Here is a 26,284-nt window from a genome sequence, read left to right as displayed (position 1 = left end):
CCTGAAGAGTCGTTCGAGACCAGGACGTTGATAGGTCGGGTGTGGAAGCGCTGTGAGGCGTTAAGCTAACCGATACTAATTGCTCGTGAGGCTTGATCCTATCATTTGAGTGGCTTTGCCGAGAGGGCAGAGCAAGCGACCGATACAAAAGATCTTCTACCAGGCTGAGTGACAGACTCAGTGTAGGCTTCTTTGATTTGTGACAGTTTATGTCTGGTGGCCATAGCGAGGTGGTCCCACGCCTTCCCATTCCGAACAGGACCGTGAAACGCCTTAGCGCCGATGATAGTGCAGATACCTGTGTGAAAGTAGGACACCGCCAGACGCCCCTTACGAAGCCCAGCTCAATCGAGCTGGGCTTTGTGCTTTGTGAGCGTAAAAGCATCGAGCTTTGCTGCCGTCATTCAAGCTTCCTCCCTCGGGCGTGGCCGGCTGGGAGGACCGCTCTGCTCTTTACCCGCATGACCTCTCCAGCCCCCCCCATACACACCGGAACGGCTGCCACTGACCCCCTTGCGGCCAACCTTGCGCCTCGCGTCAGCAGATGGCGATACCTGTGGAGGCGATAGCCCCGGACGGGTTGTGCCGACAGGCCGCGGCTGATCCGCCATGGAGGTCCGTTGTTTCCCCAGTTCACGCAGCAGGTCAGCCCGTACCGGACAGTGAATCACTGTGAATAGCATGTAAAAAGGCAAGCCAGAGCGGCTTGCCTTTTTGTTTTTGCAACCAGGAGGTGCCTTTGGCTGCTTAGCGCGTAGCCTGGGAGATGGCTTCCTTGGCGGACTGCAGGGCATTGCTGCGGGCGTCGTCGCCCATGGAGACGGCTTCGGCGCGGATGAAACGCACGTCGCTGATGCCGAGGAAGCCGAGTACGGTCTTCAGGTAGTCTTCCTGGAAGTCCATCGCCTGGCCTTGCTCGTTGCTGTAGACGCCGCCGCGGGCGGAGACGACGTAGACGGTCTTGCCACCAGCCAGGCCAACCGGGCCGGTTTCGGTGTACTTGAAGGTGCGGCCGGCGACGGCCACGCGGTCGATCCAGGCTTTCAGCTGCGACGGGATGGAGAAGTTGTACATCGGCGCGCCGATGACCAGGATCTCGCTGCCGAGGAATTCGCCGATCAGCTGTTCGCTGCGGGCGCGCTCGCTGCGCTGCAGCTCGCTCCAGTCGCTTTCTGGGGTGAAGGCGGCGCCGAGGATCTCGCCCGACAGGTGCGGGATCTCGTTGCTGGCCAGGTCGTGGTAGATCACGCCGGTGCTACCGTGTTGTGCTTGCAGGCTGTCGACCAGTGCGCGGGTCAGCTGGCGGGTAACCGAGTTGTCGTTGAGGACGCTGGAATCAAGGTGCAGGATTTTCATGGTGAGCTCCGTTTCGGGTGAGTGCCGGTTGGCAGTAGCAATGGAACGTATGATAGTTTTTGCGACAATGCTGAACTAGACTGCTGAATCGGGAATGATTGTCCTGAATTTGACATCAATGCTGACGGAGCTCACGCGATGCAAGACCTGAATGATCTGTATTTCTTTGCCAAGGTGGCCGAGCACGGCGGCTTCATGGCGGCGGCGCGTCAGATCGGGGTGCCCAAGTCGCGGCTGTCGCGCCGGGTTGCCGAGCTGGAGGCGCAGCTGGGGGTGCAGCTGTTGCAGCGGACGACGCGGCGGCTGGCGCTGACCGAGGTCGGGCAGGCCTACTTCGGCCACTGCCAGGCGATGCTGGCCGAGGCGGAGGCGGCGCAGGAGGCGATCGCCCGTGCGACCGACGTGCCGCGTGGCCTCGTGCGGGTGAGCTGCCCGGATCTGCTGGCGCAGTCGTTGTTGGCTCCCTTGCTGCCGGAGTTCATGGTGCAGTATCCGGAGGTGCGCATCCTGCTGGAGGTGACCGGGCGCCGCGTCGACCTGATCAATGACGGTATCGATGTCGCGCTGCGGGTGCGTTCGCGGCTGGAAGACAGTGCCAGTATCGTGGCGCGCCCGCTGGGACAGTCGCCCTTATTTCTGGTGGCCAGTCCGGCGTTGCTGGCCGAGCGTGGCCTGCCGCAGCATCCATCCGAGCTGGCGTCGTGGCCGGCGCTGGTGATGTCGCGGCCGGACGGGCGCGGCGAGTGGACGATGCACGACGAGGTCGGCCAGCTGTACAGCGTACAACTGGCCGCGCCGCGGTTGATGACCGACAACCTGGTGGTGCTGGCGCAGGCGGCGATAGACGGCTGCGGCGTGGCGGCGTTGCCGATGCTGGTCTGCCAGCAGGCGCTGGCTGACGGCCGGCTGCGACGGCTGTTGCCGACTTTTTCCATGCCGGGCGGCATCCTGCACCTGGCCTTTACCGGGCGCCGCCATCTGGTGCCGGCGGTGCGGGTGTTTGTCGACTTTCTGGTGGCGCGCACGCCGCAGTGGAATGCGCGCTTCGAATGATGGTTATTGCGGCCGGTTGAGAACCGTATAACGCGGTTCGCCGTCTGTTGCCGTCGGCGGCGGCGCCAAGGTTGGCCGCAACCACATATCCGGCGCACCCATGTCGCCGCATTTGTCTCGGGTGTGGGCGGCGCTTCTGCTACAATCCTGCCCCTCCTTATTGAATGAACGGGTTGCACGATGGTTATTCCGGCATGCGGTGTCGATTTTGGCACCTCCAACTCCACGGTCGCCTGTGTTCGCGCCGGGCAGAGCCAGTTGCTGATGCTGGAAGACGACAAGGCGACCCTACCGTCGGTGGTGTTCTTCAATGCCGAGGAGGAAAGCACCGCCTTTGGTCGCGCCGCGATCGGCGAATACCTGGACGGTTACGAGGGGCGGCTGATGCGCTCGCTGAAGAGCCTGCTCGGCACCAGCCTGATGAATGGCCAGACCGAGGTCAATGGTCGTGCGCTGCGTTTCATCGACTTGCTGTCTTCCTTCATCGGCACCCTCAAGCAGCGTGCAGAGCAGCAGGCGGGGCAGGTATTCAGTCGCGCCGTGTTCGGCCGGCCGGTGTTTTTCATCGACGACGATCCGGTCGCCGACCAGCTGGCACAGGACACGCTGGCCGATGTCGCGCGTCGCGCCGGCTTTCAGGAGGTCGCCTTCCAGTTCGAGCCGATTGCGGCGGCCTTTGACTACGAAAGCCGCATCGAGCGCGAAGAGCTGGTGCTGATCGTCGATATCGGCGGCGGTACCTCCGACTTTTCGCTGGTGCGGCTGTCGCCGCAGCGCCGCCACCTGCTGGATCGCCGCGACGACATCCTTGCCAACGGCGGCGTGCACATCGGCGGTACCGACTTTGACAAGCAGCTGAGCTTGCACAGCGTGATGCCGCTGCTGGGTTACCGCACGCGGCTGAAGAATAATGCCGAGGTGCCATCCGGCTACTACTTCAACCTCGCCACCTGGCACACCATCAACTTTGCCTACACCCGCAAGACGCTGGCCGACCTGCAGGGGGTGTACGTCGATGCGCTGGAGCGCGACAAGCTGGACCGCCTGTTCTCGGTGATCAACAAGCGCGCCGGCCACTGGCTGGCGATCCAGGTGGAGGCGGCGAAGATCGCGCTGTCCGACAGCGAGGCGCACCAGCTGGTGCTGGACGAGATTGCCGACGGCCTCACCCACCAGCTGACGCGCAGCCAGTTCGACGAGGCGATCGAGCGCCAGATCGACAGCGTGACGCAGACCATCGACCGCCTGCTGCAGGATGCCGGCGTTGCCGCCGCGCAGATCGATACCGTGTTCTTTACCGGCGGCGCCAGCGCGGTGCCCCTGTTGCGCGAGCGGGTGGCGGCGCTACTGCCGCAGGCGGCCAAGGTCGAGGGCGACCGTTACGGCAGCATCGGCAGCGGGCTGGCACTGGACGCGATGCGCCGCTTCGGCTGAGCGGGGTTTGGCACGCACCGCTGCGGTGGTGTGGCTGGGTGTGATGGCGGATGGGATTGCGGCCAACCTTGGGGTCAAGGTTGGCCGCATGTCTGACGGGGCGGGGAGGCCGGCAGCGGGAGTTCAGCCGACGAACTCCACCGGCACGAAGTAACTGTGGCCGATACGGGTCAGCAGCACCTGCGGCTGGCCTTCGACTACGGCACGAAACGCGCGCGGCAGGCGTTTCCAGTCACGGAACATCATCTTGATCGGGTCGTTGTAGCAGTTCATGGCTTGCTCCTTGCGGTCAGTCCACGGCGTGAATGACGCTGGTCACCACACCCCAGATAAAGAAACTGGCGTCTTCGGGCACTTCGATCGGCTTGAACGCCGGGTTTTCCGGCAGCAGGCGCACCCGCCCGGCGGAGCGCTCCAGCCGTTTCACCGTCAGCTCATCGTTGATCACCGCCACCACCACCTTGCCGTTGCGTGGCTCCAGCGAGCGGTCGACCACCAGCATGTCGCCGTCGTGGATGCCGGCGTTGATCATCGAGTCACCCTTGACGGTGACGAGAAAGGTCGACGCCGGCTTGCGCACCAGGTGCTGGTTGAGGTCGATATCGGCCTCTTTCAGGTCGTCGGCGGCGACCGGCGAGCCGGCCGGCACGCGGCTGGCAAACAGCGGCAGCGACAGGTTTTTCAGCGCCTCGCCGAGCAGGGCGATGTCGCCGATGCTGCTGTGGTTGATGCTGCGCAGGCTGCGGTATTCGTCCAGCCAGTTTTCCAGTACCGGTTTCAGCGGCTCCGGCACGCGCATGGCGACGGTCTTGTCGCCGCCGAAGCGGGATTTGCGACCGGCGCCTTCGCGCTTTCCTCCTTGCGATGACATCCTGATTCCTCCTTGTTTTTGATTGTGTACGAATTCAAAAACGAAGGCAAGGGAATTGTGGCGACGCTTGGGCGGGCTGTGGTTTTTTGGCGGAAGCCGTTGCGGATCAGGGGTTTGTCGTTGTGCGCGTGAGGTGGGTAAGGGGGGCGTGCGGCCAACGTTGGCCGCACGCCGGGAGCGGAATACGGGCCGGCGTTGCACCGGCCCGTGGCGCCTTAGCGGCCTTCGCCGGCCTTGATGATTTTCAGGGTGTTGGTGCTGCCCATCAGGCCGACGCTGTCGCCGACGGTGACCACCAGGATGTCGCCCTGCTCGACACGGCCCTGTTCGATCAGCTTGCGCTCGGCTGCGGCGAGCAGCTTTTTCGAGTCGGCGGCGGTGGGCAGCAGCATCGGGAACACGTCGCGGTACAGCGCCAGGCGGCGATAGGTGCCCAGCTCCGGCGTCAGCGCGTAGATCGGTACGCCGCAGTTGACGCGGCTCATCCACAGTGCGGTGGAACCGGTCTGGGTCAGCGCCACCAGCGCGCGCACCGGCAGGTGGTTGGCGGTGAATAGCGCGGCCATGGCGATGGACTGGTCGACGCGGCTGAATTCGCGGTTGAGGAAGGCACGCTCCAGCTGGTAGTCGGACGAGGTTTCCGCTTCCAGGCAGACGCGAGACATCGCTTCCACCGTCTCCACCGGATACTGGCCGGCGGCGGTTTCCGCCGACAGCATCACCGCGTCGGTGCCGTCCAGTACCGCGTTGGCGACGTCGGAGACCTCGGCGCGGGTTGGCACCGGGCTGCTGATCATCGACTCCATCATCTGGGTGGCGGTGATGGTCAGCTTGTTGCGCTCGCGGGCGAGGCGGATCATGCGCTTCTGCAGCGCCGGCACCGCGGCGTCGCCGACTTCCACCGCCAGGTCTCCGCGCGCCACCATGATGCCGTCGGCGGAGTCGATCAGGTCGTCGAGGTTGGCGATCGCCTCGCAGCGCTCGATCTTGGCGATGATGCGCGCCTGGCTGCCGGAGGCGTGCACCAGCGTGCGCGCCATGTACAGGTCGGCGCTGCTTTTCGGGAACGACACCGCCACGTAGTCGGCTTCCAGTTGCGCCGCGGTCTTGATGTCGTCGATGTCCTTGGCGGTCAGCGCCGGTGCGGTGAGGCCGCCGCCCTGGCGGTTGATGCCCTTGTTGTTGGATAGCACGCCGCCGACCTTGACGCGGGTGTGGATCTGGTTGCCGACGACTTTTTCCACGGTCAGCACGATGCGGCCGTCGTCGAGCAGCAGTACCACGCCGCTTTCGACGTCGTTGGGCAGCTCCTTGTAGTCGAGGCCGACGCGCTGGTCGTCGCCCAGTTCGCAGTCGGCGTCGAGGATGAAGGGCTGGCCGTTGGCGAGCGTGGTCTTGCCGTTGGCGAACTTGCCGACGCGGATTTTCGGGCCCTGCAGGTCGACCATGATCGCGACCGGCGTGCCGAGGCGTTCGGCGGTGGCGCGTACCAGCGCGGCACGGTCGATGTGGTCCTGCGCGCTGCCGTGCGAGAAGTTGAGGCGGACGACGTTGACGCCGGCCTGCAGCAGGCGCTCCAGGGTTGCCGGATCGCTGGAGGCGGGGCCGAGGGTGGCGACGATCTTGGTGCGGCGGGTCATGGTGTGGCTCTCCGTTATTGAGTGTCTGTAATTATGGTACGGAATGGCGTTGTAATTAAGTGGCTACAGCGGTAATAAAATTACGCTGTGACAAGGTTGGCCGCAAAGTGTCTTCCCCCGGAGTGGATGGTGGTGTGTTGTGTGGTGCCGGCAGGGGCATGAACTGTGGTGCGGATGGCGTTGAGCGTTGTTTTTGTGCCAACCGGATTCGTGATTGTAATCAAACACTCGCGTTTTTGCGGTTGGCCGGCTGCCCTGGCCGCTAACGCGAAACGCTTGCATTCAGGACGTCGCCCCGGGGAGCGTGGTAAAGTGGATTGTCTACAAAAAGGGTGATCACGAGTCACTCGATGATTATTTTGGCGGAATTATTGGCATGAACTGTCCCCGCCGGCGGAATAAAGGAGCGTCTTGTTGTGGTGAATATTGCAGCCCTCGAACCTACCATCGTGTGGGAACACTTTCAGACCCTGTGTGACATTCCCCGTCCTTCCAAGCATGAAGCGGCGCTGCGCGACTATCTGAAAGGCTGGGCGGAGCTGCGCGGTCTGCAGACGGTGGTCGATGCGGCCGGCAACCTGATCGTGCGCAAGGCGGCGACGCCGGGCATGGAAGACCGGGTCGGTGTGGTGCTGCAGGGCCACCTCGACATGGTGTGCCAGGCCAACACCGGCACCGTGCACGACTTCTTCAACGACCCGATCCGTCCGGTGTTGAAGGACGGCTGGCTGATCGCCGAGAACACCACGCTGGGCGCCGACAACGGCATCGGTGTGGCGCTGGGGCTGGCGGTGCTGGCCAGCGACGACATTGCACACGGCCCGGTGGAGGTGTTGATGACGCTGGACGAAGAGGCCGGCATGGGCGGCGCGCTGGGGCTGGAACCGGGGCTGCTGCAGGGCAGTATGCTGATCAATATCGATACCGAGGAGTGGGGCGAGTTCTACATGGGCTGTGCCGGCGGCATCGATGTCAACGCGCGGCGCAGCTATCAGCCGCAGCCGCTGCCGGCGGGCTTCGAGGTGCGCCAGCTGACGGTGGCCGGACTGGTCGGCGGCCATTCCGGTGCCGACATCCACCTTGGTCGCGGCAATGCCAACAAGGTGCTGATCCGCCTGCTGCGCGAGCTGGAGACGGTCACCGACCTGCGCGTGGCCTCGTTCAATGGCGGCACCGCGCGCAATGCGCTGGCGCGCGAGGCCTTTGCCGTGGTCGCCTATCCGGCCGCTGACGGCGACAAGCTGGCAGCGTATCTGGATGCGTTCCAGTCGCTGATGCGCTTCGAGCTGGCCGGTGTCGACGAAGGGGTGAGCATTGCGGCCAACCTTGCCAGTGCCGGCGAGGTGCTGGCGCCGGCCGACCAGCAGGCGATCCTGAGCGCGCTGCACGCGGCACCACACGGCGTGAAGCGCATGAGCCAGCGCGTGGCCGGCGTGGTGGAGACATCCAACAACCTGGGGGTGGTCAGCATTGCCGACGGCAAGGTGTTCACCAACCTGATGGTGCGCTCGCTGCTGGATAGCGGCTTCCGGAATCTGGCCAGCGAGATCGTCGGCCTGTTCCGTCTGGCCGGTTTCGAGGTGGAAACCGAGGGCGGTTACCCCGGTTGGGCGCCGAATCCGGCCTCGCCGCTGCTGGCGCTGTTCCAGCAGGTGTACCGTGAGCAGTTCGGCGCCGACTCCGGTGTGCAGGTGATCCACGCCGGGCTGGAGTGCGGCATCATCGGCGCCAAGTACCCGCAGATGGACATGGTGTCGTTCGGCCCCAATATCCGTGGCGCGCATGCGCCGGGCGAGCGGGTGGAGGTGGCCTCGGTGGGCAAGGCGTGGCAGTTGCTGCAGGCGGTACTGGCCGCGGTGCCGGTCAGCGCCTGAGTCGGAGATCACGCAGCATGAATAAACCCGCCGACCGGCGGGTTTTTTCATGCTGGTGATGACGCGTCAGGCGAGGTCGCTTCTTGCCCGGGTTTCCCGTGTGTTGCCGGCGAGGTAGTGCTCGGCGAAGTCGTGGAAGGCTTCCGCCCGCAGTGGCCGCGAGTAGTAGTAGCCCTGGATCTCGTTGGCGCCGATTTCGAGGATCTTGCTCAGTTCGCTTTCGGTCTCCACGCCTTCGGCGACCACGGAAATGCCCAGCTGGTGCGACAGGTCGGTAATCGCCTGCACGAACAACGGCAGTCGCTTGTCCCGGTCCAGGTGCTTGATGAAGGACTTGTCGATCTTGAGTTTGTCGAAACTCAGGTCCTTGAGGTAGGAGAACGACGACCAGCCGGTGCCGAAATCGTCCAGTGCGATACGAATCTGCCGCTCCTTCAGCTGGGTAAAGATCTTGCGGCTGAGCTGTACATCCTCCAGTGCGATGTTTTCCGTCAGCTCCAGGATCAGCTGGCTGGCGGGCAGCGGGCCGTCCTGCAGCCAGTCGCTGACGCGGTTGACCAGGTTCTGGTTGAAGATCGAGCTGCTGAGGTTGATCGAGACGTGGATGTGACACAGGGTGTCGGCCGGAAAACGGGCGATGTCGTGCCGCATGCGGCGGAACAGCCACTCGCCCAGCTTCTCGCCCAGTCCGTTTTCTTCGGCAATCTCGATGATGTCCGGCGGGTTGATGAAGTTCAGCTTGGGGTGCTCCCAGCGGATCAGCACTTCCACGCCCAGCTGTTGCGGCTGGCTGATGTTGATGATCGGCTGGTAGCACAGGAAAAGCTCGGTATTGTGCGGCTCGGCCAGCAACTCCTGCAGGTGGCCGGCCAGCAGCCGCTTACGCTGGTACTGGTCGAGCATGAAGCGGTTGAACACCTGATAGTGCAGCTGCTTGTCCTGCTTGGCGCTCGCCAGTGCCAGATCGGCAAACAGCACCATCTCTTCCACCGTGTTGGCATGCTGCGGGTACTGGCTGATGCCCATGTTCAGTTTGACGCGGTGGGCCGGGTCTTCGTGATGCAGCAGCCGCTCAAGCTGGTTGTAGATCTTGCGGGAATAGGCGAACCAGCTGTAGTCGGACATGTTGCCGAACATCACCAGCGCAAATTCGTCGCTGCCGATGCGCGCCAGATAGACATCCTCATTCTGATGCTGCAACAGTTGCCCGGCGATCTGTGCCAGCAGCCGGTCACCGACGGCGTGGCCAAGGCTGTCGTTGACTTCCTTGAAGCGGCTGAGGTCGACCAGGCACAGCACCACCTGGGCGTCCGTTTTTGCGGTCAGCTGCGACAGCCTGTTCATGAAGGCTGCGCGGTTGGGGAGTCGTGTCAGCACGTCGTTCCAGGCCAGGAAGTGCTGCTTTCTCGATTCGCGGAACAGCAGCACCAGCATGATGAGGCTGAACAGCAGCAGGATGCCGATGGCGGCAAAGTTGCGGATCTTGGCCTCGTCCAGCAGGCGGCTTTCCTGTAGCGCATTGGGGCCGGTGAAGTTCTGCACCATGATGTCGCGCAGTCGCGGAATCAGTGCATCCAGCTCCTGGCTCATCTGCTCCAGTTGCGGGTCGGCCGGAGAGGGGGTGGTGATGGCGGCTTCATGGCGCTGCAATACCTGCAGAATGCTGCGTACCAGCGCCTCGGCGGCGAAGCGCTGGCGGATTTCCTGGTTGGCGTCACCCGTCAGGAACACGTCCATCCGGTTCCAGGCGATGTCGTAGCTGAGGCTGAGCTGGTTGCTGTCGGCGTGACCTGCCTGGTACAGCTTCAGGGTTTCCTGCAGACGGTAGACATCGATTTCCAGCTGTGCCAGCGCCCAGGCAGAAGTCTGGGTGGTGGTGGTGATGGTGCGGAAGGTGCGTTCATAGTTCCACGTCGACCAGGCGGTGACCGCAAGGAAGGTGCACATGCTCGCCACGAAGAAGAGGAACCTGACTTTGCCCATGATTCATTCGGCTTTGATGGTTCTGACCTGCCATACCATGTAGTTGTGGTATTTCTCCTGATTGAGCTCTGGGTGTTCGCTCAACGGAAAGATGACCCACAGCGGACCCTTGTTGCGGCGGCTCATCGGCTGGCCATCGACGTGGGTGGCGAGAATCGCCCGGTATTGCCGTGCCACGGAGGTGGGCACCCGCGCCCAGAAGTCATTCAGGGCGTGGACCTTGAGCACTTGCGGGGACAGGTTCAGCCGCTGCAGTAGGGTGTCGATCGCGACGCCCTGGTAGCGGTGCTGACCGGTGGTCCACGGTGTGGCGGTGGTGATGGTGGTTTGTGGCAGGGCGGCAAGCTGTTGCAGGGTGAAATGGTGTTGTGCGCTCTCCTGGTCGATGGTCAGGATCACGTTGTCAGCTGCTATGGCAGGTGCGGTGGCGCCCAGCAGGGTCAGTATCGCAAGACAGTTTCGCCATGTTTTCATTGCTGCGTCCTTTTGGCGGCATGATCGTGAACGGCTGGCCGAAGTTTATGGCCCGGTTGCCATTCTTTTATCATCTTTTTTCATTGTTGTCTGGCACTGTAGCGGCTACCTGCGCACTGTTGGCGCAGGTGCCGTGTGTCGCGACCGGATCTTGTCTTGCGGCCAAGCTCAGGCGGTGTGGAAGCGGCTGAAGCTCTGCCGGATTTCTTCGGTCAGTTCGCTCATGCGCGCGGCGGCGGAGACGGCTTCGTCGGCGGCTTCGCGGTTGCGCTGGGCGATGGCGGTAATGCGCTGCACCTCGCGCGATACCTGCTCGCCGGAGCGGGCCTGGTCGGACAACGAACTGGCAATGGAGTGCACGCTCTGGCCGACGGTTTCGGTGCCGTTCTGGATCGCGACGATGGATTCGCCAGCGCGCTGGCCCTGCGCGGCGCTGGTGTTGGCGCGTTCCACCGACTGGTTCATCGCCTCCACCGCCTGTTGCGAGCTGACGCGGATGGCGCCGATCATCTCGGCGATTTCACCGGTGGCCTTGGTGGTGCGCTCGGCCAGCTTGCGTACCTCGTCGGCCACCACGGCAAAGCCGCGGCCTTGCTCGCCGGCGCGGGCAGCCTCGATGGCGGCGTTCAGGGCCAGCAGGTTGGTCTGGTCGGCGACGTCACGGATGACCGACACGATGTTGTCGATGGTCTGTGACTGGCGACCCAGTTCGTGAATGCTGCCGGCCGTGGATTTGATCAGGGTGCTGATGGCGTCCATTTCGCGTACCGCGCCCTGGATCACTTCCACACCCTGGCTGGCGGAGCCGCTGGCGGTGCGGGCCGCGCTTTCCGCATTGCCGGCGCTGTGGTGCAGCTCCTGCACGCCGACGGCCATCTGCTGGATCACGCTGGCCATCTCGTCGGCGGCGCGGTTCTGCTCTTCGGAGCGGCTGACCAGGCGTTGCATGGTGTTGCGCAGCTCGTCGGAGGCGGCGCTGCTTTCCTGCACGCTACGCTCGACGGTGCGCAGGGCGCTGTTCAGTTCGCTGGTCATGCGCGACAGGTTGTACAGCAGCGAGCTGTTGTCGCCCTTGGCGATCTTGACGTGGATGCCAAGGTTGCCGTGCGAGATCTCCTTCATCACTTCCGCCGCGTAGTCCGGCTCGCCACCGATCTGGCGCGTCAGCGAACGGGCGATCAGCAGTGCCACCATGATGCTGGCACCGACGCTGGCGATGATGGCGATGATGGCCGCCAGCATGGTTTCCTTCAGGATGCTGGTGGTGGAGGATTTCTGCTCTTCCATCACCTGGGTGTGGTAAGCGATCAGCTTGTCCAGCTGCATGCTGAGCAGGCGTTCCTGCGGTTCCAGTTTTTCCGAGACGATGATCGAGGCGTCCCACTTCTGGCGCACGATCATGGGTAGCAGCTTGTCGACCAGGACGTTGAATTCCTTCATCGACTTGTCGATCTTGCTGACCAGTTCCACCTCTTTCGGGTCCTTGGCCAGGGTCTGCATTTCCTTGAATTCCTGCTGTGCCTTGGTTGCCGATTTCTTCAGGGTGTCGAGTTTTTCCTCAACCAGCTTGTCGTCGCTCTCCAGCAGGATGGTCCGTGCCGCGTTGGTGACCGAGAGCAGGGCTGCGCTCAAGGAGCGAGAGTTCTGGATGACGGGAATGCGGTATTCCACCAGCTCCGATACCCGTTCCTGAATACCGCCGAGGCGGTACAAGGTAAAGGCCGAGCCGAGTACCAGCAGTGTGATGACGGCGCCAAAGCCCAGCGTCAGGCGCTGTGCCAGTTTTAGTTTCCCCATGATTTTGTCCTTGCAGAGTATTTTTTGTAGGTGATGTCGGGTGTGCGGCGCATACGGTGTGTGCCGCGTTTTGATGTGGTCGATATTAAATACAATTGCGATTCTTTAGAATATTTATCGTAATCGCCACAGCATTGTGCAAGGACTTTACGGGCTGGCCGGCATTTTTGTCACGTTCCGCCTTGTTGTTGCGGCCAAGGTTGGCCGCAACATGTGGTGGTCTTGCCGCAGCCGGCTAATTCTCGCGGTGGCGCAACTGCTCGACGGTGTGCCTGATCAGCCAGTGTGCGATGGAGTGTCCGGCCGGAGTGGGCGGCAGGTGGTCGATGTCGAACCAGTCGGCGGCTTCGATCTCGCCCGGCTGCGGCGTGATCTCGCCGCCGGCGTATTCGGCGGTGAAGGCCAGCATCAGCGAGTGCGGGAACGGCCAGGATTGCGAGCCGACATACTGCAGCTGCCTGATACGGATGCCGACCTCTTCGGCCGTTTCACGTTCGACGCAGGCTTCCAGCGTCTCGCCCGGTTCGACAAAACCGGCGAGGGCGCTGTACAGGCCGGGGCTGAAGTGCGGGCCGCGCGCCAGCAGGATTTCGCGGCCGCGGGTGACCGCCACCATCATCGCCGGCGACAGGCGCGGGTAGTACAGCTCGCCGCAGGACGGGCAGCCGCGGCCGTGATCGTGCTGGTGTGGCTGCAGCGGGTGGGCGCAGGCACCGCAAAAGCGGTGGCTGTGCTCGAAGCGCCGCAGCTGTGCGGCACGGGCCAGTAGCGGCACCGCGTCGGCGGGCAGGCCCTGCAGTGCCTGGCGCAGGGTGTGGGCTTGCCAGCTTGCCGGTGCCGCGCCGATCAGCTCGGCACTGAACAGGTTGAACCGGCCGTTGTGGCCGATGAAGTACGGATTGCTGCTGTGTGCCGGGGGCTGCGCGGGGAAGGTGCCGGCGTCGAGCCATACCTGCTGGCCGTCAAACAGGCACCAGCGGGTGGGCAGGGTGGGGTCGGCAACGTCGGGTAAGTTGAGTGTCATGGCGGGTGGGCTGGAAATGGATGGGCCGATTCTATGCCCTTGGTGCGTTTGGTGAAACGGGCGCGCGCATTTTAGGGTGGGGGGGGCGAGTCGGAGGGGGACTTGCGGCCAACGTGTGGATGGCTCGGGCCCGGTGTCTGCCGGCGCAATGATCGACGTCCAGTGTCTTGCCGGCAGGTGGGCGTTGTGTGGCCAATGTGCGGGCGCAGCGGCGGCTGCGCCCGGATGCTACTCAGACGGGTAGCTTGTCGCGCGTGGCGCGCGCTTCGTCCAGCAGGCGCTGGAACAGCTCGCTGACACTGGGAACGTCGTCGAGCAGGCCTTGCACCTGGCCGATCAGCTGTACCCCGTGCTCGTGGTCGCCGTCCTCGATCGCCAGCCGGATCGATTCGGTGGCGGCGCCGAACTGCGCCAGCTGGCGCAGGTTCTGCGGCTGGGTCAGCATGCCGCCCAATACCGTCTTGCCGAGTGGCAGCTTCATCCGGCGTGCCATGCCCAGTGCGCGCCAGCCGGCCACCAGCAGGCTCAGCGGCTTGCGGGTCAGTTTGCGTGCGGTCGAGGTGTCCATCACCCGGCACCACAGGCCATCGAAATTGCGCGAGTAGAGGGTGTCGCCAACGCCGCGCTGGCGAATCATCTCCTTGGTGGTGTGGTGTACCGGGCTTTCCCGGGTGAGGGCGAGACGGCTGCCCATGGCGATAGCGTCGGCGCCCAGTGCCAGTGCCGCAACCAGCCCCTGGCCGGTGCCGAAGCCGCCGGCGGCGATGATGGGGAGCGAGCTGACCTTGCGGATGGCTGGAATCAGCACCAGCGAGGTGACTTCGCCGCCGTGGGCGGCGGCCTCGTGGCCGGTGACCAGCAGGGCGTCGACGCCGATCTTCTCTGCGGAGATGGCGTGCTTCTCGGTGACCACGGTGGCGATGACCTTGCCGCCATAGCTTCGGGCGCGCTTGACGATCCAGTCACCCTTGCCGAGCGAGAAGTTGATCACCGGCACCTGCTCCTGTAGCGCCACTTCGGCGTTTTCCCTGGCGCCGGGCATCATCAGGGTGCAGCCGATGCCGAACGGCTTGTCGGTCAGGCTGCGGATGCGTCGGATGGCGCTGCGTGTCTGTTCTGCGGTGAGCGGGCCGGTGGCGAGGATGCCCAGGCCGCCGGCGTTGCCGGTGGCAGCGACCAGTTCCGGAGTGGCGATATAGCTCATGCCGGGGCAGAGCAAGGGGTGCTGGATGCCAAAGGTCTCGGTGAAGCGGGTGTGCATGATCGGGCGGCTCCTGAGGGCGGGAATGCGCTATTCTTGACACACTATTGGCTTTTTTTCAAACGGTCGTTTGATATGTATCTGATTGTGATTGCGTGGCTGTACGTGGTGCTGATGCTGGCGGTGGTACAGGACAGCTTGGTCCGCGCAGGCATCTTGCTGTTTTTTCTGGGCTTTCTGCCGACCCTGATTGTGTTGCGTTTGCGTCGCCGCCGCATCCGGCGCCTGAAAAACCCGGACGGCGAATTTTGAGCGGTGACGGCTTGAAGCGGCCGTCACGCCAATGCTACAATTGCGAGTTCCCCCAATGTCTGGGGGATATCACGCACATCCGTACCAAAGGGTGCCTTGTACGCAAGGTTGTCTGTACGGATGGAGGCATAACCCTTTAGGAGATTCAAATGTCCAACAACGTGACCATGCGTCAAATGCTTGAGGCCGGCGTTCACTTCGGCCACCAAACCCGTTTCTGGAACCCGAAAATGGCTCAGTACATTTTCGGCAGCCGTAACAAGATTCACATCATCAACCTGGAAAAGACTCTGCCACTGTTCGTTGGCGCCCAGGACTATGTGCGTCGTTTGACTGCTAACAAAGGCAACGTGCTGTTTGTGGGTACCAAGCGTCAGGCGCGTGAGATCGTCCGTGAAGAAGCGACCCGTGCAGGCGCGCCATTCGTGGATCACCGCTGGTTGGGCGGTATGCTGACCAACTACAAGACCGTTAAGCAGTCCATCAAGCGCCTGGAAGACAAGCGCGCTGCCCTGGAACTGGCTGGCGATTCCGGCTTCAACAAGAAAGAGCTGCTGGATATGCAGCGCGAAGTTGAAAAACTGGAGCGTTCGCTGGGCGGTATCAAGGACATGAAGGGTCTGCCAGACGCGATCTTCGTTATCGACACCGGCTACCAGAAGGGTGCCGTTGTTGAAGCCAAGAAGCTGGGCATCCCGGTTATCGGTGTTGTTGATACCAACAACTCGCCAGAAGGCATCGACTACGTAATCCCAGGTAACGACGACTCCAGCCGTGCCATCCGTCTGTACGCTCGCGGCATCGCCGACGCCGTACTGGAAGGCCGCGCCCAGTCGCTGCAGGAAATCGTTGCTGCTGAACCAGCTGCTGCTGAATAAGCTGAAGGGTAACGCGAAAAAGGGGCGCAAGCCCCTTTTTTTCGAACCCTGACGAGACGTAACCGTATACTTTTGAAGGAGTAAGTCATGGCGGAAATTACCGCAAAAATGGTTGGCGACCTGCGCGCAGCGACTGGTCTGGGCATGATGGAATGCAAGAAGGCACTGGTTGAAGCCGAGGGCGATCTGGCCAAGGCTGAAGAAATCCTGCGCATCAAGTCCGGCAACAAGGCTTCCAAGATGGCCGGCCGCGTTGCTGCCGAAGGCATCATCGGCTCCTGCATCGAAGGCGGTGTTGGCGCGCTGGTAGAAGTGAACTGCGAAACCGACTTCGTTGCCAAGGACCCGACTTTCCTGGCGCTGGCTGCTGCTGCTGCCAAGGCTGTTGTTGCGGCCAACCCTGCCGACGTTGAAGCCCTGTCCGCCGTTGAAGTTGACGGTGTGTCGGTTGAAGAAATCCGCAAGGCAGCCATCGCCAAGCTGGGCGAGAACATGACCATCCGTCGTTTCGTTCGCTACAGCACCGAAGGCACCATCGCGACTTACCTGCACGGCGCCAAGATCGGTGTCATCGTTGACCTGAACGGCGACGAAGCACTGGGCCGTGACGTTGCCATGCACATCGCCGCTTCCAAGCCGATCTGCGTGTCGAAAGACCAGGTTCCGGCCGAGACGCTGGAACAAGAGCGCAAGATCTACACCGCGCAGGCAGCCGAATCCGGCAAGCCGGCCGATATCGTTGCCAAGATGGTTGAAGGCCGCGTGAACAAGTTCCTGGCCGAAGTGACCCTGGTGGGTCAGCCTTTCGTCAAGAACCCGGACGTGACTGTAGAAAAACTGCTGGCCGAAAAATCGGCTAAAGTGAATGCATTCGCGATGCTGGTTGTTGGCGAAGGCATCGAAAAAGCCGTAGTTGACTACGCTGCTGAAGTGGCCGCTGCTGCCAAGCTGTAATACCCGTTAATTGAACGGTCCAACGGCACCCTGCTTGCAGGGTGCCGTTTTGCAAATTGAATTCTAACCCCACGCCCGAGGTGATCATGAGCCAAGCCCCTGCCTATAAACGAATCTTGCTGAAATTGTCCGGTGAGGCCCTGATGGGTGATGACAGCTACGGTATCAACCGTGCCACCATCGAACAGATTGTCGGTCAGATCAAAGAAGTGGTGGCGATGGGGATCGAGGTGGGTATCGTCATCGGTGGCGGCAACATCTTCCGTGGTGTGGCGCCGGCCGCCGCAGGCATGGACCGTGCCACCGCCGACTACATGGGCATGATGGCGACGGTGATGAACGCGCTGGCGCTGAAGGATGCGATGACCAAGGCTGGCCTCATCGCCCGCGTGCAGTCGGCACTGACCATGCAGCAGATCGCCGAGCCCTACGTGCGCGGCAAGGCGATGCAGTACCTGGAAGAGGGCAAGGTTGTCATCTTCGCCGCCGGTACCGGCAACCCGTTCTTCACCACCGATACCGCGGCCGCGCTGCGTGGCATGGAAATGAACGTTGACATCATGCTGAAGGCGACCAAGGTGGACGGCGTGTACACCGACGACCCGAAGAAAAACCCGGATGCGGTGCGCTACCAGACGCTGACCTTCGACGAGGCCATCTCGCGCAACCTCAAGGTGATGGACGCGACCGCGTTCGCGCTGTGCCGCGACCAGCAGCTGAATATCAAGGTATTCAGCATCTTCAAGGACGGCGCGCTCAAGCGCGTGGTGCTTGGCGAAGACGAAGGCACGCTGGTACACTGCTGAGCCTAATGGATATGGATAGGGCGGAAGCGGCGTCAGCCGTTTTCCGCTTTGTTTTTTAGAGAGACAACGGGAGTAATCATGATTAATGACGTGAAAAAATCGGCCGAGCACAAGATGCAAAAGACCCTCGAAACCTTCAAGGCAGACCTTGCCAAGGTGCGTACCGGTCGTGCCCATACCGGTCTGCTCGATCACGTCATGGTGGAATACTATGGCAGCGACGTGCCGGTCAACCAGGTGGCCAACGTGACCCTGATCGATGCCCGTACCATCGGCGTGCAACCGTGGGAAAAGAACATGGCCGGCAAGATTGAAAAGGCCATCCGCGACTGTGACCTGGGTCTGAACCCGGCCAGCATGGGTGACCTGATCCGCGTGCCGATGCCGATGCTGACCGAGGAGCGCCGCAAGGATCTGATCAAGGTGGTGCGCAGCGAAGCCGAAGGCGCGCGTGTGTCGGTGCGCAATGTGCGTCGCGACTCCAACAACGACTTCAAGAACCTGCTCAAGGACAAGGCCATCACCGAGGACGAAGAGCGCCGCGGTCAGGACGAAATCCAGAAGCTGACCGACAAGTATACCGCCGAGATCGACAAGGCACTGGCGACCAAAGAAGCCGAACTGCTGGCCGTATAAGGGGTATCGCTTGTTCGCGAGTTCCACGCAGGATGTGCCCGAGGTACGGCCCGTACCCCGGCATATCGCCATCATCATGGATGGCAACGGCCGTTGGGCCAAGAAGCGCTTTCTGCCGCGCGTTGCCGGCCACAAGCGCGGTCTGGAGTCGGTGCGTGACACCATCAAGGCCTGTGCCGAGCTGGGCGTCGAATACCTGACCCTGTTCGCGTTTTCCACCGAAAACTGGCGCCGCCCGCCGGACGAGGTCAGTTTCCTGATGGGCCTGTTCATGACCGCGCTGGAACGTGAGGTGGACAAGTTGCACCACAACAATATCCGCCTGCACGTGATCGGTTCGCGCGAGCGCTTCTCTGCCGAAATCGTCGAGCGCATCGAACGGGCCGAGGCACAGACTGCCCGCAACGCCGGTCTGGTGCTAACCATCGCCGCCGACTACGGCGGTCGCTGGGACGTGATGCAGGCGGCCAACCGGCTGCTGACACAGGGTGCAACCCGGCTGGACGAGGCCGCCCTTGCGGCCAACCTGTCGATGGCCTACGCCCCGGAGCCGGACCTTTTCATCCGTACCGGCGGCGAGCAGCGCATCAGCAATTTCCTGCTGTGGCAGCTGGCCTATACCGAGTTGTTCTTCACCGATTTGCTGTGGCCGGACTTCGATGCGCAGGCATTGACCTCAGCAGTGGCATCCTTCCAGTCTCGTGAGCGCCGTTTCGGTCGTACCAGCGAGCAACTGCCCGAAACCCAACGCCGAGGCTGAGTCATGCTCAAGACGCGTATTCTGACGGCGCTGGTGCTGCTTCCGCTGATGCTGGCGGCGCTGTTCCTGTTCAATGGCGTGGCCTGGGCCGGTTTTTCCTGGCTGATCATCGTGCTGGCGCTGTGGGAGTTTGCCCGCATGGCCCGGCTGGATGGGGGGCCGCGTTACGCCTATCTGGCGGTATCGACCGCGCTCGCCGCCGGCCTGTGGCTGCAGGGCTTTGTCGCGCCGGCGGCACTGATGGCGCTGTCGCTGCTGGTATGGCTGCTGCTGGCACCGTGCTGGCTGGCCAAACGTTGGCCGCTGCCCACGGGCTTGCCGGCGATGCTGCTGGGCTGGCTGCTGCTGTTTCCGGCATGGTTTGCCTTCCTCGCGTGGCGGCCGCAACCGACCGTCGCCGATGGCCTGCAGCTGCTGGCGGTGATGGGGCTGGTGTGGGTGGCCGACATCGCCGCCTACTTTGCCGGCAAGGCCTTCGGCAAGCACAAACTGGCCCCGACGATCAGTCCCGGCAAGAGCTGGGAAGGGGTGGCTGGCGCGGTGGTCGGCGTGTCGCTGTACAGCTGGCTGGTGACGCAATGGGGCTGGCTCAATGTGCCGCTGTCGCCACTGTGGCTGCTGCCGCTGGCGATCGGCCTGACTGCGGTCAGCGTGATCGGCGACCTGCTGGAGTCCTGGTTCAAGCGCAGCGCCGGCGTCAAGGACAGCAGCCAGCTGCTGCCTGGGCATGGCGGCGTGTACGACCGTATCGATAGCCTGATTGCCGTGCTGGCGGTGTCCCATGCACTCCGTCTTTTGCTGGTCTGAATCATGAACCGTTCCCAAGGTATTACCGTACTCGGCGCCACCGGCAGCATCGGCGTCAACACCCTCGATGTGGTGGCCTGCCACCCGGAGCGTTATCACGTGGTGGCGCTGACCGCGCATCGCCAGGTCGACAAGCTGTTTGCGCAGTGCCTGCAGTTCCGCCCCCTGCTGGCGGTGGTGGCCGATGCGTCGGCCGCCAGCCAGTTGCAGCAGCGGCTGCGCGACGCGGCGTGCCCGACCGAGGTGGCGTACGGCGAGGCGGCGCTGGAGGTGGCGGCGACCCTGCCGGAGGCGGACATGGTGATGGCGGCCATCGTCGGTGCCGCCGGCCTGCGGCCAACGTTGGCCGCCGCGCGGCTGGGCAAGCGCATCCTGCTGGCGAACAAGGAGTCGCTGGTGGTCGCCGGCGAGCTGTTCATGCGCACCGTGCGCGACAGCGGTGCCGAGCTGCTGCCGGTGGACAGCGAGCACAATGCGCTGTTCCAGGCATTGCCGGCAAGCTACGACGGCAACCTCGACCGCAACGGCATCGAACAGCTGATCCTGACTGCGTCCGGTGGCCCGTTCCGCCAGCGCGATGCCGCCAGTCTGCGCCATGTCACGCCTGACGACGCCTGCAATCATCCGAACTGGGTGATGGGGCGCAAGATTTCCGTCGACTCCGCCACCCTGATGAACAAGGGCCTGGAGGTGATCGAGGCGCACTGGCTGTTCAATGCGCCGGCCGACCGCATCGACGTGGTGGTGCATCCGCAAAGCGTGATCCACTCCATGGTGCGCTACAAGGACGGCTCGGTGCTGGCGCAGCTGGGTTCGCCCGACATGCGTACGCCGATCGCCTACGCCATGGGCTGGCCGGAGCGCATCGCCGCACCGGTGAAGGCGTTGGACTTCCTGGCCCTGTCCGGGCTGACGTTCGAGGCGCCGGACCTGCAGCGCTTCCCCTGCCTGCGGCTGGCGTTCGACGCCTTGCGCGCCGGTGGTGCCGCCTCGGCGGTGCTTAACGCCGCCAACGAGATCGCCGTCGAGGCCTTCCTGCAGCAGCGCATCGCCTTTCTCGATATGCCCGGTCTCGTGGAGCGCGCGCTGCAGACGCAGGACCTGTCCGCCTGCCACGAGCTGGAGGCCCTGCTGCAGCGCGACGCGGATACCCGCCGCCAGGTGCAGGCCTGGGTGGCTGCATGATGGCCTTGCTGGCCTTCCTGCTGGTGATCGGGGTACTGGTCACCTTTCACGAGTTTGGCCACTACATCGCCGCCCGCTATTGCGGGGTCAAGGTGCTGGAGTTCTCCATCGGCTTTGGCAGGCCGCTGTTGACCTGGCAGCGCGGCGAGACCAGCTGGAAGATCGCCTGGATTCCGCTGGGCGGCTTCGTGCGCATGCTCGACAGCCGCGAGGCGTCGGTGTCGGAGGATGAGCTGCCGCGTGCCTTCAACCAGCGGCCGCCGTGGCAGAAAATCCTGATTTCGATCGCCGGGCCGCTGGCCAACCTGCTGCTGGCGGTGCTGCTGTTCTTTGTGGTGATGCAGGGCGAGCAGACCCGCCTCTTGTCCTACGTCGGCAGCGTCGCGCCACAGTCGGCGGCGGCGGCGGCCGGTGTGCTGCCGGGGGACCACATCCGTGCGGTCAACGATACCGAGGTTGCCGACTGGCACGCGCTGCGCGGTGGCCTCAGTGACGCCATCGCCCTCGACGGCCGCATGGTGCTGTATATCGCCCGGGACGGCGTGGATATGACGCTGCCGGTGGATTTGCCTGCGTTCGGCCTGCAGCAGCTCGACGAACAGAGCCTCGCCCGACTCGGCTTGTCGCCGCTGCGTTACCACCTGGCGTTGGGCGAGCTGGTGCCGGACGGTGCGGCGGCGCGGGCCGGCCTGCGTCAGGGCGACCGCCTGCTGGCTGCGGATGGCCAGCTGCTGACGTCGTGGCCGGCGTGGGTCAGCTATGTGCAAAGCCACCCAGGACAGGCCATCCGCCTGCGCATCCAGCGCGACGGCCAGTTGCGCGAGGTGGTGCTGACGCCGGACAGCAGCGAGCGCAACGGGAAAAAGGTTGGCCGCATCGGTGCCGGTGCGCTACCCGATGTGGCGTGGCAACAGAAAATCGAGCAGCAGGTCACAGTGGGGGCGGGCGAGGCCTTGCAGCAGGCGCTGGCACGCACGGCTAGCCTCATGGCATCCAGTTTGCGTATGATTGGCGCGATGTTTACCGGCACGGTGGCGCTGGAAGCGCTGAGCGGGCCGCTGACCATCGCCGACTACGCCGGCAAGAGTGCCGGCCTGGGCCTGGTACCGCTGCTGGAATTCATGGCGCTGATCAGTGTCAGTCTCGGGGTGTTCAACCTGTTGCCGGTGCCGGTGCTGGATGGTGGACACTTGCTGTATCATGTTGCCGAATGGATACGCGGGCGACCGTTGCCCGATCGGGTGTATGAAATCGGTCAGCGTTTGGGGATGGCTTTCATCATGACAGTCATGTTGCTGGCCCTGTTCAATGACTTCGGCCGCCTTTTTGCCGGCTAGGATTATAAAAACCATGAACAAACGCTTTCTTGTGGCGGCGCTGGCCGCCACTTTCCTGTCGCCGGCCTGGGCCGCCGACAGTTTCGTGATCAAGGATATTCGCGTTGAAGGTCTGCAGCGTACCGAGCCCGGTACCGTGTTCAGCTACCTTCCGCTCAAGGTGGGGGATACCTTCACCCAGCAGCAAGCCGCCGATGCCATCAAGGCCCTGTTCGCCACCGGCTTCTTCAACGATGTACGCATCGAGACCGAGGGTGACGTGCTGATCCTGGCAGTCAGCGAGCGCCCGGTGATCGCCCAACTGCAGATCAACGGCTCCAAGGAGTTCAGCAAGGACCAGTTGGTCAAGGCGTTGAAAGACAACGGCCTCGCCGAGTCGCGCATCTTCGACCAGGGGCTGCTGGACCAGGCGGTACAGGAACTGAAGCGCCAGTATTTCAGCAAGGGCAAGTACTCGGTCGAGATCCAGCCGCAACTGACGCGACTGGAGCGCAACCGCGTGGCCGTGACGCTGGATATTGTGGAGGGCATTACCGCCAAGATCCGCGACATCCGCATCGTCGGTGCCAAGGCGTTCGAGCAGGACGATCTGCTGGAAGAAATGGCGCTGACCCCGTCGGGCTGGCTGTCGTGGCTGTCGCGCTCTGACCAGTATTCGCGCCAGCAGCTGTCTGCCGACCTGGAGAAGCTGCGTGCTTTCTACCAGAACCAGGGTTACGTCGAGTTCAACATCGAATCGACGCAGGTGGCGATCAGCGCCGACAAGAAGGACATGTTCGTCACCGTCAATATCCGCGAGGGCGAGCAGTTCCGCATTGCCGACGTCCGTCTTGGCGGTGATCTGAAGCTGCCGGAAGCGGAGCTGCGCAAGCTGCTGCTGGTGAAGCAGGGTGACCTGTTCAACCGCGAGCAGGTCAACGAAACCGTGACCGCGCTGTCCGACCGGCTGGGCGCGGAAGGCTACGCTTTTGCCAACGTCAACGTCGCCCCGGAAGTGGACGCCAAGACCAAACAGGTGACACTGACTTTCTTCGTCGATCCGGGTCGTCTGACCACCGTGCGCCGCGTCAGCATCGCCGGCAACACCCGTACCCGTGACGAGGTGATCCGCCGCGAGCTGCGCCAGCTGGAAAGTGCACAATACAATGGTGACGGCGTCAAGCGCAGCAAGGAGCGTCTGGAGCTGCTCGGCTACTTCGAGAGCGTCAACGTCGAAACCCCGCCGGTAGTCGATACCCCGGACCAGGTGGACATGAACGTGACGGTGAAGGAGCGCCCGACCGGCTCCATCCAGGCAGGTCTCGGCTTTGCCCAGGGTGACGGTCTGCAGCTGAGCGCCTCGGTGTCGCAGGCCAACGTGCTGGGCTCCGGCAAGTCGCTGTCGGTCAGTTTTGCCAACGGCAAGACCACCAAGAACGCGTCGATCTCGTTTACCGATCCATACTATACGGTCGATGGCGTCAGCCTCGGCTACGACCTGTACAGCCGCAGCTACAATCCACAAAAAACGGACCGTGCCCAGTACAGCACCAAGACCACTGGTGCCGCAGCCCGCTTCGGGGTGCCGATCACCGAGTACGACCGCATCAGCTTCAGCTTTGGCGCCGAAAATACCAACATCAAGCTGTACGAAGACAGCCCCGATCGCTATAAGGATTTTGTCGGCCAGTACGGTGCCAGCAACATGACCGTGCTGGCCTCCGCCGGCTGGTCGCGCGATACCCGCGACAGCGCCTTGTGGCCGACGCGTGGTGTCAGCATGGGTGTGTCTGCCGACGCCGGCTTGCCGGGCGGCGACATCCAGTATTACCGTCTGTCGCACAACCAGACCTGGTTCTGGCCGCTGTCGAAGAACTACACGCTGGCGCTGGGCGGGGAAGTCGGTTTTGCCAACGGCTATGGCCGGACCAGCCGCCTGCCGTTCTTCCAGAACTACTACATCGGCGGTATCGGCTCGGTGCGCGGCTACGACAACGGTAGCCTCGGCCCGCTGGACAGCAATGGTGACGCCCTGGGTGGTACCCGCAAACTGTCCTTCTCGGCAGAGCTGCTGTTCCCGTTCCCTGGCATGAAGGATAATCGCAGCCTGCGCAGCAGCGTATTCTTCGACGGCGGTACGCTGTGGGACGACAAGGACAAGTCGGTGACGGCATCGAACGGCGCGCGCTACTCGACCGGTCTGGCGTTGTCGTGGTTGTCGCCGGTGGGACCGATGAAGTTCAGTTATGCGTTCCCGATTGGCAGCAAAGAGACCGACAAGTTGCAGCGCTTCCAGTTTACATTGGGGCAGGTTTTCTAAGGATTCAGGGTGGCAAGGATGATGCTGAAGGCAGTGCTTTGCAGTGTTGGGCTGATGCTGGCGGTGCCAGCGTCGGCGGCCGACTTCAAGATGGGCTACGTCAATACCGAACGCGTTTATCGCGAGGCGGCACCGGCGGTGAATGCCCAGAAAAAACTGGAAAAAGAGTTCGCGGTGCGCGAGGCGGACCTGAAGCGGCTGGCCGCCAAGGGCAAGGAGCTGGAAGCCGGCATCGCCCGCAACAAGATGCCTGAGGCCGAGCGCAAGGCGATGGAACGCGACCTGGCCGTGACCGAGCGCGAGTATGCGGCCAAGATGCGCGACTTCCGCGACGACCTGAACCAGCGCCGCAACGAGGAGTTCGCGTCGGTGCAGGAGCGGGCCAACCGCATCATCAAGACCATCGCCGACCGCGAGCAGTACGATGTGATCCTGCAGGACGTGGTGTACGTTAACCCCAGGCACGACATTACCGGCAAGGTCCTGAAAGAGCTGGAAAAGTAAGCCGGCACGGTCCGTCCTGTTACCTGAAGCCGACTCGTGTCGGCTTCGTTTTTGATGCCTACCATGAAACTATCTGCAATTGTGGCCGCCCTGGGCGGCGAGCTGCGGGGCGACGATCGCGACATCCAGCGCCTGGCGCCGATGGACGAGGCCGGGGCGAGTGACATCACCTTCCTCGCCAATCCCAAGTACCGCAGCCAGCTGGTCGCCACTGAAGCCGCGGCGGTGATCGTGAAGCCGGCGCTGGCGGAAGAGGCGGCCAAGGTTGGCCGCAGCCTGATCCTGGCGGCGGACCCGTACCTGTATTTTGCCAGGGTGGCGCGGCTGTTCAGCCCGCTGCCGCAGGCACAGGGCGGGGTGCACCCGCGTGCGGTGGTGGCCGAGAGCTGCCGCATCGCCGCCAGCAGCGAAGTGCGCGAGCTGGTCAGCATCGGCCGCAACGTGATCATCGGCGAGCGCTGCATCCTGCATCCCGGCGTGGTGATCGGTGACGATGTCTGCCTGGGCGACGACGTGGTGCTCTATCCCAATGTGGTCGTCTATCACGGCTGCCGCCTCGGCTCGCGGGTGATGGTGCACGCCGGCGCGGTGATCGGGGCCGACGGCTTCGGCCTCGCCTGGAACAGCGACCGCTGGTTCAAGATCCCGCAGACCGGCGTGGTGGTGATCGCCGACGATGTCGAAATCGGCGCCAACACCACCATCGACCGCGGCGCGCTGTCCGATACCGTGATCGGTGAGGGCGCCAAGCTCGATAACCAGATCCAGATCGCCCACAACGTGACGGTCGGCGCCCATACCGCGATGGCCGGTTGCGCCGCGGTGGCCGGCAGTACCCGCATTGGTGCGCGCTGCACCATCGGCGGCGCGGCACGCATCATTGGCCATCTGGAGATCGCCGACGGTACCCATGTCGGCGCCGGTACCCTGATTTCCAAATCCATCCGCAAGGCGGATGCCTACACCGCGGTCTACCCGATGGCGACGCACAAGGAGTGGCTGGCCAACGCCGCCCATGTCCGCCATCTGGACGACCTGGTGACCCGTGTCAAACAACTTGAAAAAGCGCTGAGCACAGCGCAACAGAACAAGGACTGAA

Annotated in this window: 24 protein-coding genes and 2 rRNA genes; 17 read left to right on the top strand and 9 right to left on the bottom strand. The window is 63.3% G+C overall.

The features are described from left to right. Together PQU96_RS08660 and rrf are read left to right on the top strand one after the other, a co-directional pair. Positions 1 to 100: ribosomal RNA gene (locus tag PQU96_RS08660) — 23S ribosomal RNA — on the top strand; the annotation flags it as partial. Positions 101 to 212: 112 nt separating this feature from the next. After that, positions 213 to 325: ribosomal RNA gene (rrf, locus tag PQU96_RS08655) — 5S ribosomal RNA — on the top strand. 422 nt (positions 326 to 747) lie between these two features. Here rrf and PQU96_RS08650 read toward each other — a convergent pair. Further along, positions 748 to 1,356, bottom strand: a complete 609-nt coding sequence (locus PQU96_RS08650) for an FMN-dependent NADH-azoreductase (RefSeq protein WP_272771909.1) — start codon at positions 1,354 to 1,356, stop codon at positions 748 to 750. A gap of 138 nt (positions 1,357 to 1,494) precedes the next feature. Between PQU96_RS08650 and PQU96_RS08645 the strand changes: the two genes are divergently transcribed. Both PQU96_RS08645 and PQU96_RS08640 read left to right on the top strand, forming a co-directional pair. After that, positions 1,495 to 2,409, top strand: a complete 915-nt coding sequence (locus PQU96_RS08645; protein WP_272771907.1) for a LysR family transcriptional regulator — start codon at positions 1,495 to 1,497, stop codon at positions 2,407 to 2,409. Between the two features lie 180 nt (positions 2,410 to 2,589). Next, complete coding sequence (locus PQU96_RS08640) at positions 2,590 to 3,843, top strand: Hsp70 family protein (RefSeq protein WP_272771906.1); 1,254 nt, start codon at positions 2,590 to 2,592, stop codon at positions 3,841 to 3,843. 123 nt (positions 3,844 to 3,966) lie between these two features. On the opposite strand, the gene PQU96_RS08635 is transcribed toward PQU96_RS08640, so the two are convergent. From PQU96_RS08635 to pyk, 3 genes are all read right to left on the bottom strand, one after another. Beyond that, the gene (locus PQU96_RS08635; protein ID WP_272771905.1) at positions 3,967 to 4,116 is read right to left on the bottom strand and encodes a hypothetical protein; all 150 of its coding nucleotides are present in this window, start codon (positions 4,114 to 4,116) and stop codon (positions 3,967 to 3,969) included. A 16-nt stretch (positions 4,117 to 4,132) separates the two neighbouring features. Then, positions 4,133 to 4,714: a LexA family protein gene (locus tag PQU96_RS08630; RefSeq protein WP_189374200.1), complete on the bottom strand. Its 582-nt coding sequence runs from the start codon at positions 4,712 to 4,714 to the stop codon at positions 4,133 to 4,135. A 215-nt stretch (positions 4,715 to 4,929) separates the two neighbouring features. Then, positions 4,930 to 6,354 carry a pyruvate kinase gene (gene pyk, locus PQU96_RS08625; protein ID WP_272771904.1) on the bottom strand — a complete coding sequence of 475 codons (1,425 nt, stop codon included), beginning with the start codon at positions 6,352 to 6,354 and terminating at the stop codon, positions 4,930 to 4,932. Between the two features lie 419 nt (positions 6,355 to 6,773). On the opposite strand from pyk, the gene PQU96_RS08620 reads away from it, so the two are divergent. Then, the gene (locus tag PQU96_RS08620) at positions 6,774 to 8,228 is read left to right on the top strand and encodes an aminoacyl-histidine dipeptidase (protein ID WP_272771903.1); all 1,455 of its coding nucleotides are present in this window, start codon (positions 6,774 to 6,776) and stop codon (positions 8,226 to 8,228) included. A gap of 66 nt (positions 8,229 to 8,294) precedes the next feature. On the opposite strand, the gene PQU96_RS08615 is transcribed toward PQU96_RS08620, so the two are convergent. From PQU96_RS08615 to PQU96_RS08595, 5 genes are all read right to left on the bottom strand, one after another. After that, complete coding sequence (locus tag PQU96_RS08615) at positions 8,295 to 10,211, bottom strand: putative bifunctional diguanylate cyclase/phosphodiesterase (RefSeq protein WP_272771902.1); 1,917 nt, start codon at positions 10,209 to 10,211, stop codon at positions 8,295 to 8,297. Positions 10,212 to 10,214: 3 nt separating this feature from the next. Next, complete coding sequence (locus PQU96_RS08610; RefSeq protein ID WP_272771901.1) at positions 10,215 to 10,685, bottom strand: putative pterin-binding protein; 471 nt, start codon at positions 10,683 to 10,685, stop codon at positions 10,215 to 10,217. Between the two features lie 168 nt (positions 10,686 to 10,853). Continuing rightward, complete coding sequence (locus PQU96_RS08605) at positions 10,854 to 12,482, bottom strand: methyl-accepting chemotaxis protein (RefSeq protein WP_272771900.1); 1,629 nt, start codon at positions 12,480 to 12,482, stop codon at positions 10,854 to 10,856. 235 nt (positions 12,483 to 12,717) lie between these two features. Next, the gene (gene nudC / locus PQU96_RS08600; RefSeq protein ID WP_272771899.1) at positions 12,718 to 13,506 is read right to left on the bottom strand and encodes an NAD(+) diphosphatase; all 789 of its coding nucleotides are present in this window, start codon (positions 13,504 to 13,506) and stop codon (positions 12,718 to 12,720) included. Between the two features lie 232 nt (positions 13,507 to 13,738). Then, positions 13,739 to 14,767: an NAD(P)H-dependent flavin oxidoreductase gene (locus PQU96_RS08595; RefSeq protein WP_272771898.1), complete on the bottom strand. Its 1,029-nt coding sequence runs from the start codon at positions 14,765 to 14,767 to the stop codon at positions 13,739 to 13,741. On the opposite strand from PQU96_RS08595, the gene PQU96_RS08590 reads away from it, so the two are divergent. From PQU96_RS08590 to lpxD, 12 genes are all read left to right on the top strand, one after another. Continuing rightward, the gene (locus PQU96_RS08590) at positions 14,729 to 15,019 is read left to right on the top strand and encodes a hypothetical protein (RefSeq protein ID WP_272771896.1); all 291 of its coding nucleotides are present in this window, start codon (positions 14,729 to 14,731) and stop codon (positions 15,017 to 15,019) included. The two genes, PQU96_RS08595 and PQU96_RS08590, sit on opposite strands and share 39 nt — an antisense overlap. 149 nt (positions 15,020 to 15,168) lie before the next feature. Further along, the gene (rpsB, locus tag PQU96_RS08585; RefSeq protein ID WP_189374180.1) at positions 15,169 to 15,897 is read left to right on the top strand and encodes a 30S ribosomal protein S2; all 729 of its coding nucleotides are present in this window, start codon (positions 15,169 to 15,171) and stop codon (positions 15,895 to 15,897) included. 87 nt (positions 15,898 to 15,984) lie between these two features. Continuing rightward, entirely contained in the window at positions 15,985 to 16,851 is an 867-nt protein-coding gene (gene tsf / locus PQU96_RS08580; RefSeq protein WP_272771894.1) for a translation elongation factor Ts, read from the top strand. A gap of 86 nt (positions 16,852 to 16,937) precedes the next feature. Further along, a complete protein-coding gene (gene pyrH / locus PQU96_RS08575; RefSeq protein WP_189374176.1) occupies positions 16,938 to 17,657 on the top strand; it encodes a UMP kinase in 720 nt (239 codons plus the stop codon). Between the two features lie 78 nt (positions 17,658 to 17,735). Next, positions 17,736 to 18,293, top strand: coding sequence for a ribosome recycling factor (gene frr / locus PQU96_RS08570; RefSeq protein ID WP_189374174.1), 558 nt, complete (start codon positions 17,736 to 17,738; stop codon positions 18,291 to 18,293). Between the two features lie 10 nt (positions 18,294 to 18,303). Beyond that, the gene (gene uppS / locus PQU96_RS08565; RefSeq protein WP_272771891.1) at positions 18,304 to 19,053 is read left to right on the top strand and encodes a polyprenyl diphosphate synthase; all 750 of its coding nucleotides are present in this window, start codon (positions 18,304 to 18,306) and stop codon (positions 19,051 to 19,053) included. A 3-nt stretch (positions 19,054 to 19,056) separates the two neighbouring features. Continuing rightward, entirely contained in the window at positions 19,057 to 19,860 is an 804-nt protein-coding gene (locus tag PQU96_RS08560) for a phosphatidate cytidylyltransferase (RefSeq protein WP_272771890.1), read from the top strand. Positions 19,861 to 19,863: 3 nt separating this feature from the next. Further along, complete coding sequence (ispC, locus tag PQU96_RS08555) at positions 19,864 to 21,045, top strand: 1-deoxy-D-xylulose-5-phosphate reductoisomerase (RefSeq protein ID WP_272771888.1); 1,182 nt, start codon at positions 19,864 to 19,866, stop codon at positions 21,043 to 21,045. After that, positions 21,042 to 22,382, top strand: coding sequence for an RIP metalloprotease RseP (gene rseP / locus PQU96_RS08550; RefSeq protein ID WP_272771887.1), 1,341 nt, complete (start codon positions 21,042 to 21,044; stop codon positions 22,380 to 22,382). Before ispC ends, rseP begins: the two co-directional genes overlap by 4 nt. Before the next feature lie 13 nt (positions 22,383 to 22,395). Then, positions 22,396 to 24,681: an outer membrane protein assembly factor BamA gene (gene bamA, locus PQU96_RS08545; RefSeq protein WP_272771886.1), complete on the top strand. Its 2,286-nt coding sequence runs from the start codon at positions 22,396 to 22,398 to the stop codon at positions 24,679 to 24,681. A gap of 18 nt (positions 24,682 to 24,699) precedes the next feature. After that, positions 24,700 to 25,185, top strand: coding sequence for an OmpH/Skp family outer membrane protein (locus PQU96_RS08540; RefSeq protein WP_272771885.1), 486 nt, complete (start codon positions 24,700 to 24,702; stop codon positions 25,183 to 25,185). Between the two features lie 54 nt (positions 25,186 to 25,239). After that, entirely contained in the window at positions 25,240 to 26,283 is a 1,044-nt protein-coding gene (lpxD, locus tag PQU96_RS08535) for a UDP-3-O-(3-hydroxymyristoyl)glucosamine N-acyltransferase (protein WP_373316282.1), read from the top strand. The last annotated feature ends 1 nt before the right edge of the window (position 26,284 follow it).

The organism is Vogesella margarita (genome assembly GCF_028548475.1).
Lineage (GTDB): Bacteria > Pseudomonadota > Gammaproteobacteria > Burkholderiales > Chromobacteriaceae > Vogesella > Vogesella margarita.
This window is presented reverse-complemented; position numbering and strand designations above follow the sequence as displayed.

Coding starts and splice junctions, on each gene's coding strand:
- PQU96_RS08650 (WP_272771909.1), bottom strand. CDS start 1,356: ATGAAAATCCTGCACCTTGATTCCAGCGTCCTCAACGACAACTCGGTT.
- PQU96_RS08645 (WP_272771907.1), top strand. CDS start 1,495: ATGCAAGACCTGAATGATCTGTATTTCTTTGCCAAGGTGGCCGAGCAC.
- PQU96_RS08640 (WP_272771906.1), top strand. CDS start 2,590: ATGGTTATTCCGGCATGCGGTGTCGATTTTGGCACCTCCAACTCCACG.
- PQU96_RS08635 (WP_272771905.1), bottom strand. CDS start 4,116: ATGAACTGCTACAACGACCCGATCAAGATGATGTTCCGTGACTGGAAA.
- PQU96_RS08630 (WP_189374200.1), bottom strand. CDS start 4,714: ATGTCATCGCAAGGAGGAAAGCGCGAAGGCGCCGGTCGCAAATCCCGC.
- pyk (WP_272771904.1), bottom strand. CDS start 6,354: ATGACCCGCCGCACCAAGATCGTCGCCACCCTCGGCCCCGCCTCCAGC.
- PQU96_RS08615 (WP_272771902.1), bottom strand. CDS start 10,211: ATGGGCAAAGTCAGGTTCCTCTTCTTCGTGGCGAGCATGTGCACCTTC.
- PQU96_RS08610 (WP_272771901.1), bottom strand. CDS start 10,685: ATGAAAACATGGCGAAACTGTCTTGCGATACTGACCCTGCTGGGCGCC.
- PQU96_RS08605 (WP_272771900.1), bottom strand. CDS start 12,482: ATGGGGAAACTAAAACTGGCACAGCGCCTGACGCTGGGCTTTGGCGCC.
- nudC (WP_272771899.1), bottom strand. CDS start 13,506: ATGACACTCAACTTACCCGACGTTGCCGACCCCACCCTGCCCACCCGC.
- PQU96_RS08595 (WP_272771898.1), bottom strand. CDS start 14,767: ATGCACACCCGCTTCACCGAGACCTTTGGCATCCAGCACCCCTTGCTC.
- rpsB (WP_189374180.1), top strand. CDS start 15,169: ATGTCCAACAACGTGACCATGCGTCAAATGCTTGAGGCCGGCGTTCAC.
- tsf (WP_272771894.1), top strand. CDS start 15,985: ATGGCGGAAATTACCGCAAAAATGGTTGGCGACCTGCGCGCAGCGACT.
- pyrH (WP_189374176.1), top strand. CDS start 16,938: ATGAGCCAAGCCCCTGCCTATAAACGAATCTTGCTGAAATTGTCCGGT.
- frr (WP_189374174.1), top strand. CDS start 17,736: ATGATTAATGACGTGAAAAAATCGGCCGAGCACAAGATGCAAAAGACC.
- PQU96_RS08560 (WP_272771890.1), top strand. CDS start 19,057: ATGCTCAAGACGCGTATTCTGACGGCGCTGGTGCTGCTTCCGCTGATG.
- ispC (WP_272771888.1), top strand. CDS start 19,864: ATGAACCGTTCCCAAGGTATTACCGTACTCGGCGCCACCGGCAGCATC.
- rseP (WP_272771887.1), top strand. CDS start 21,042: ATGATGGCCTTGCTGGCCTTCCTGCTGGTGATCGGGGTACTGGTCACC.
- bamA (WP_272771886.1), top strand. CDS start 22,396: ATGAACAAACGCTTTCTTGTGGCGGCGCTGGCCGCCACTTTCCTGTCG.
- PQU96_RS08540 (WP_272771885.1), top strand. CDS start 24,700: ATGATGCTGAAGGCAGTGCTTTGCAGTGTTGGGCTGATGCTGGCGGTG.
- lpxD (WP_373316282.1), top strand. CDS start 25,240: ATGCCTACCATGAAACTATCTGCAATTGTGGCCGCCCTGGGCGGCGAG.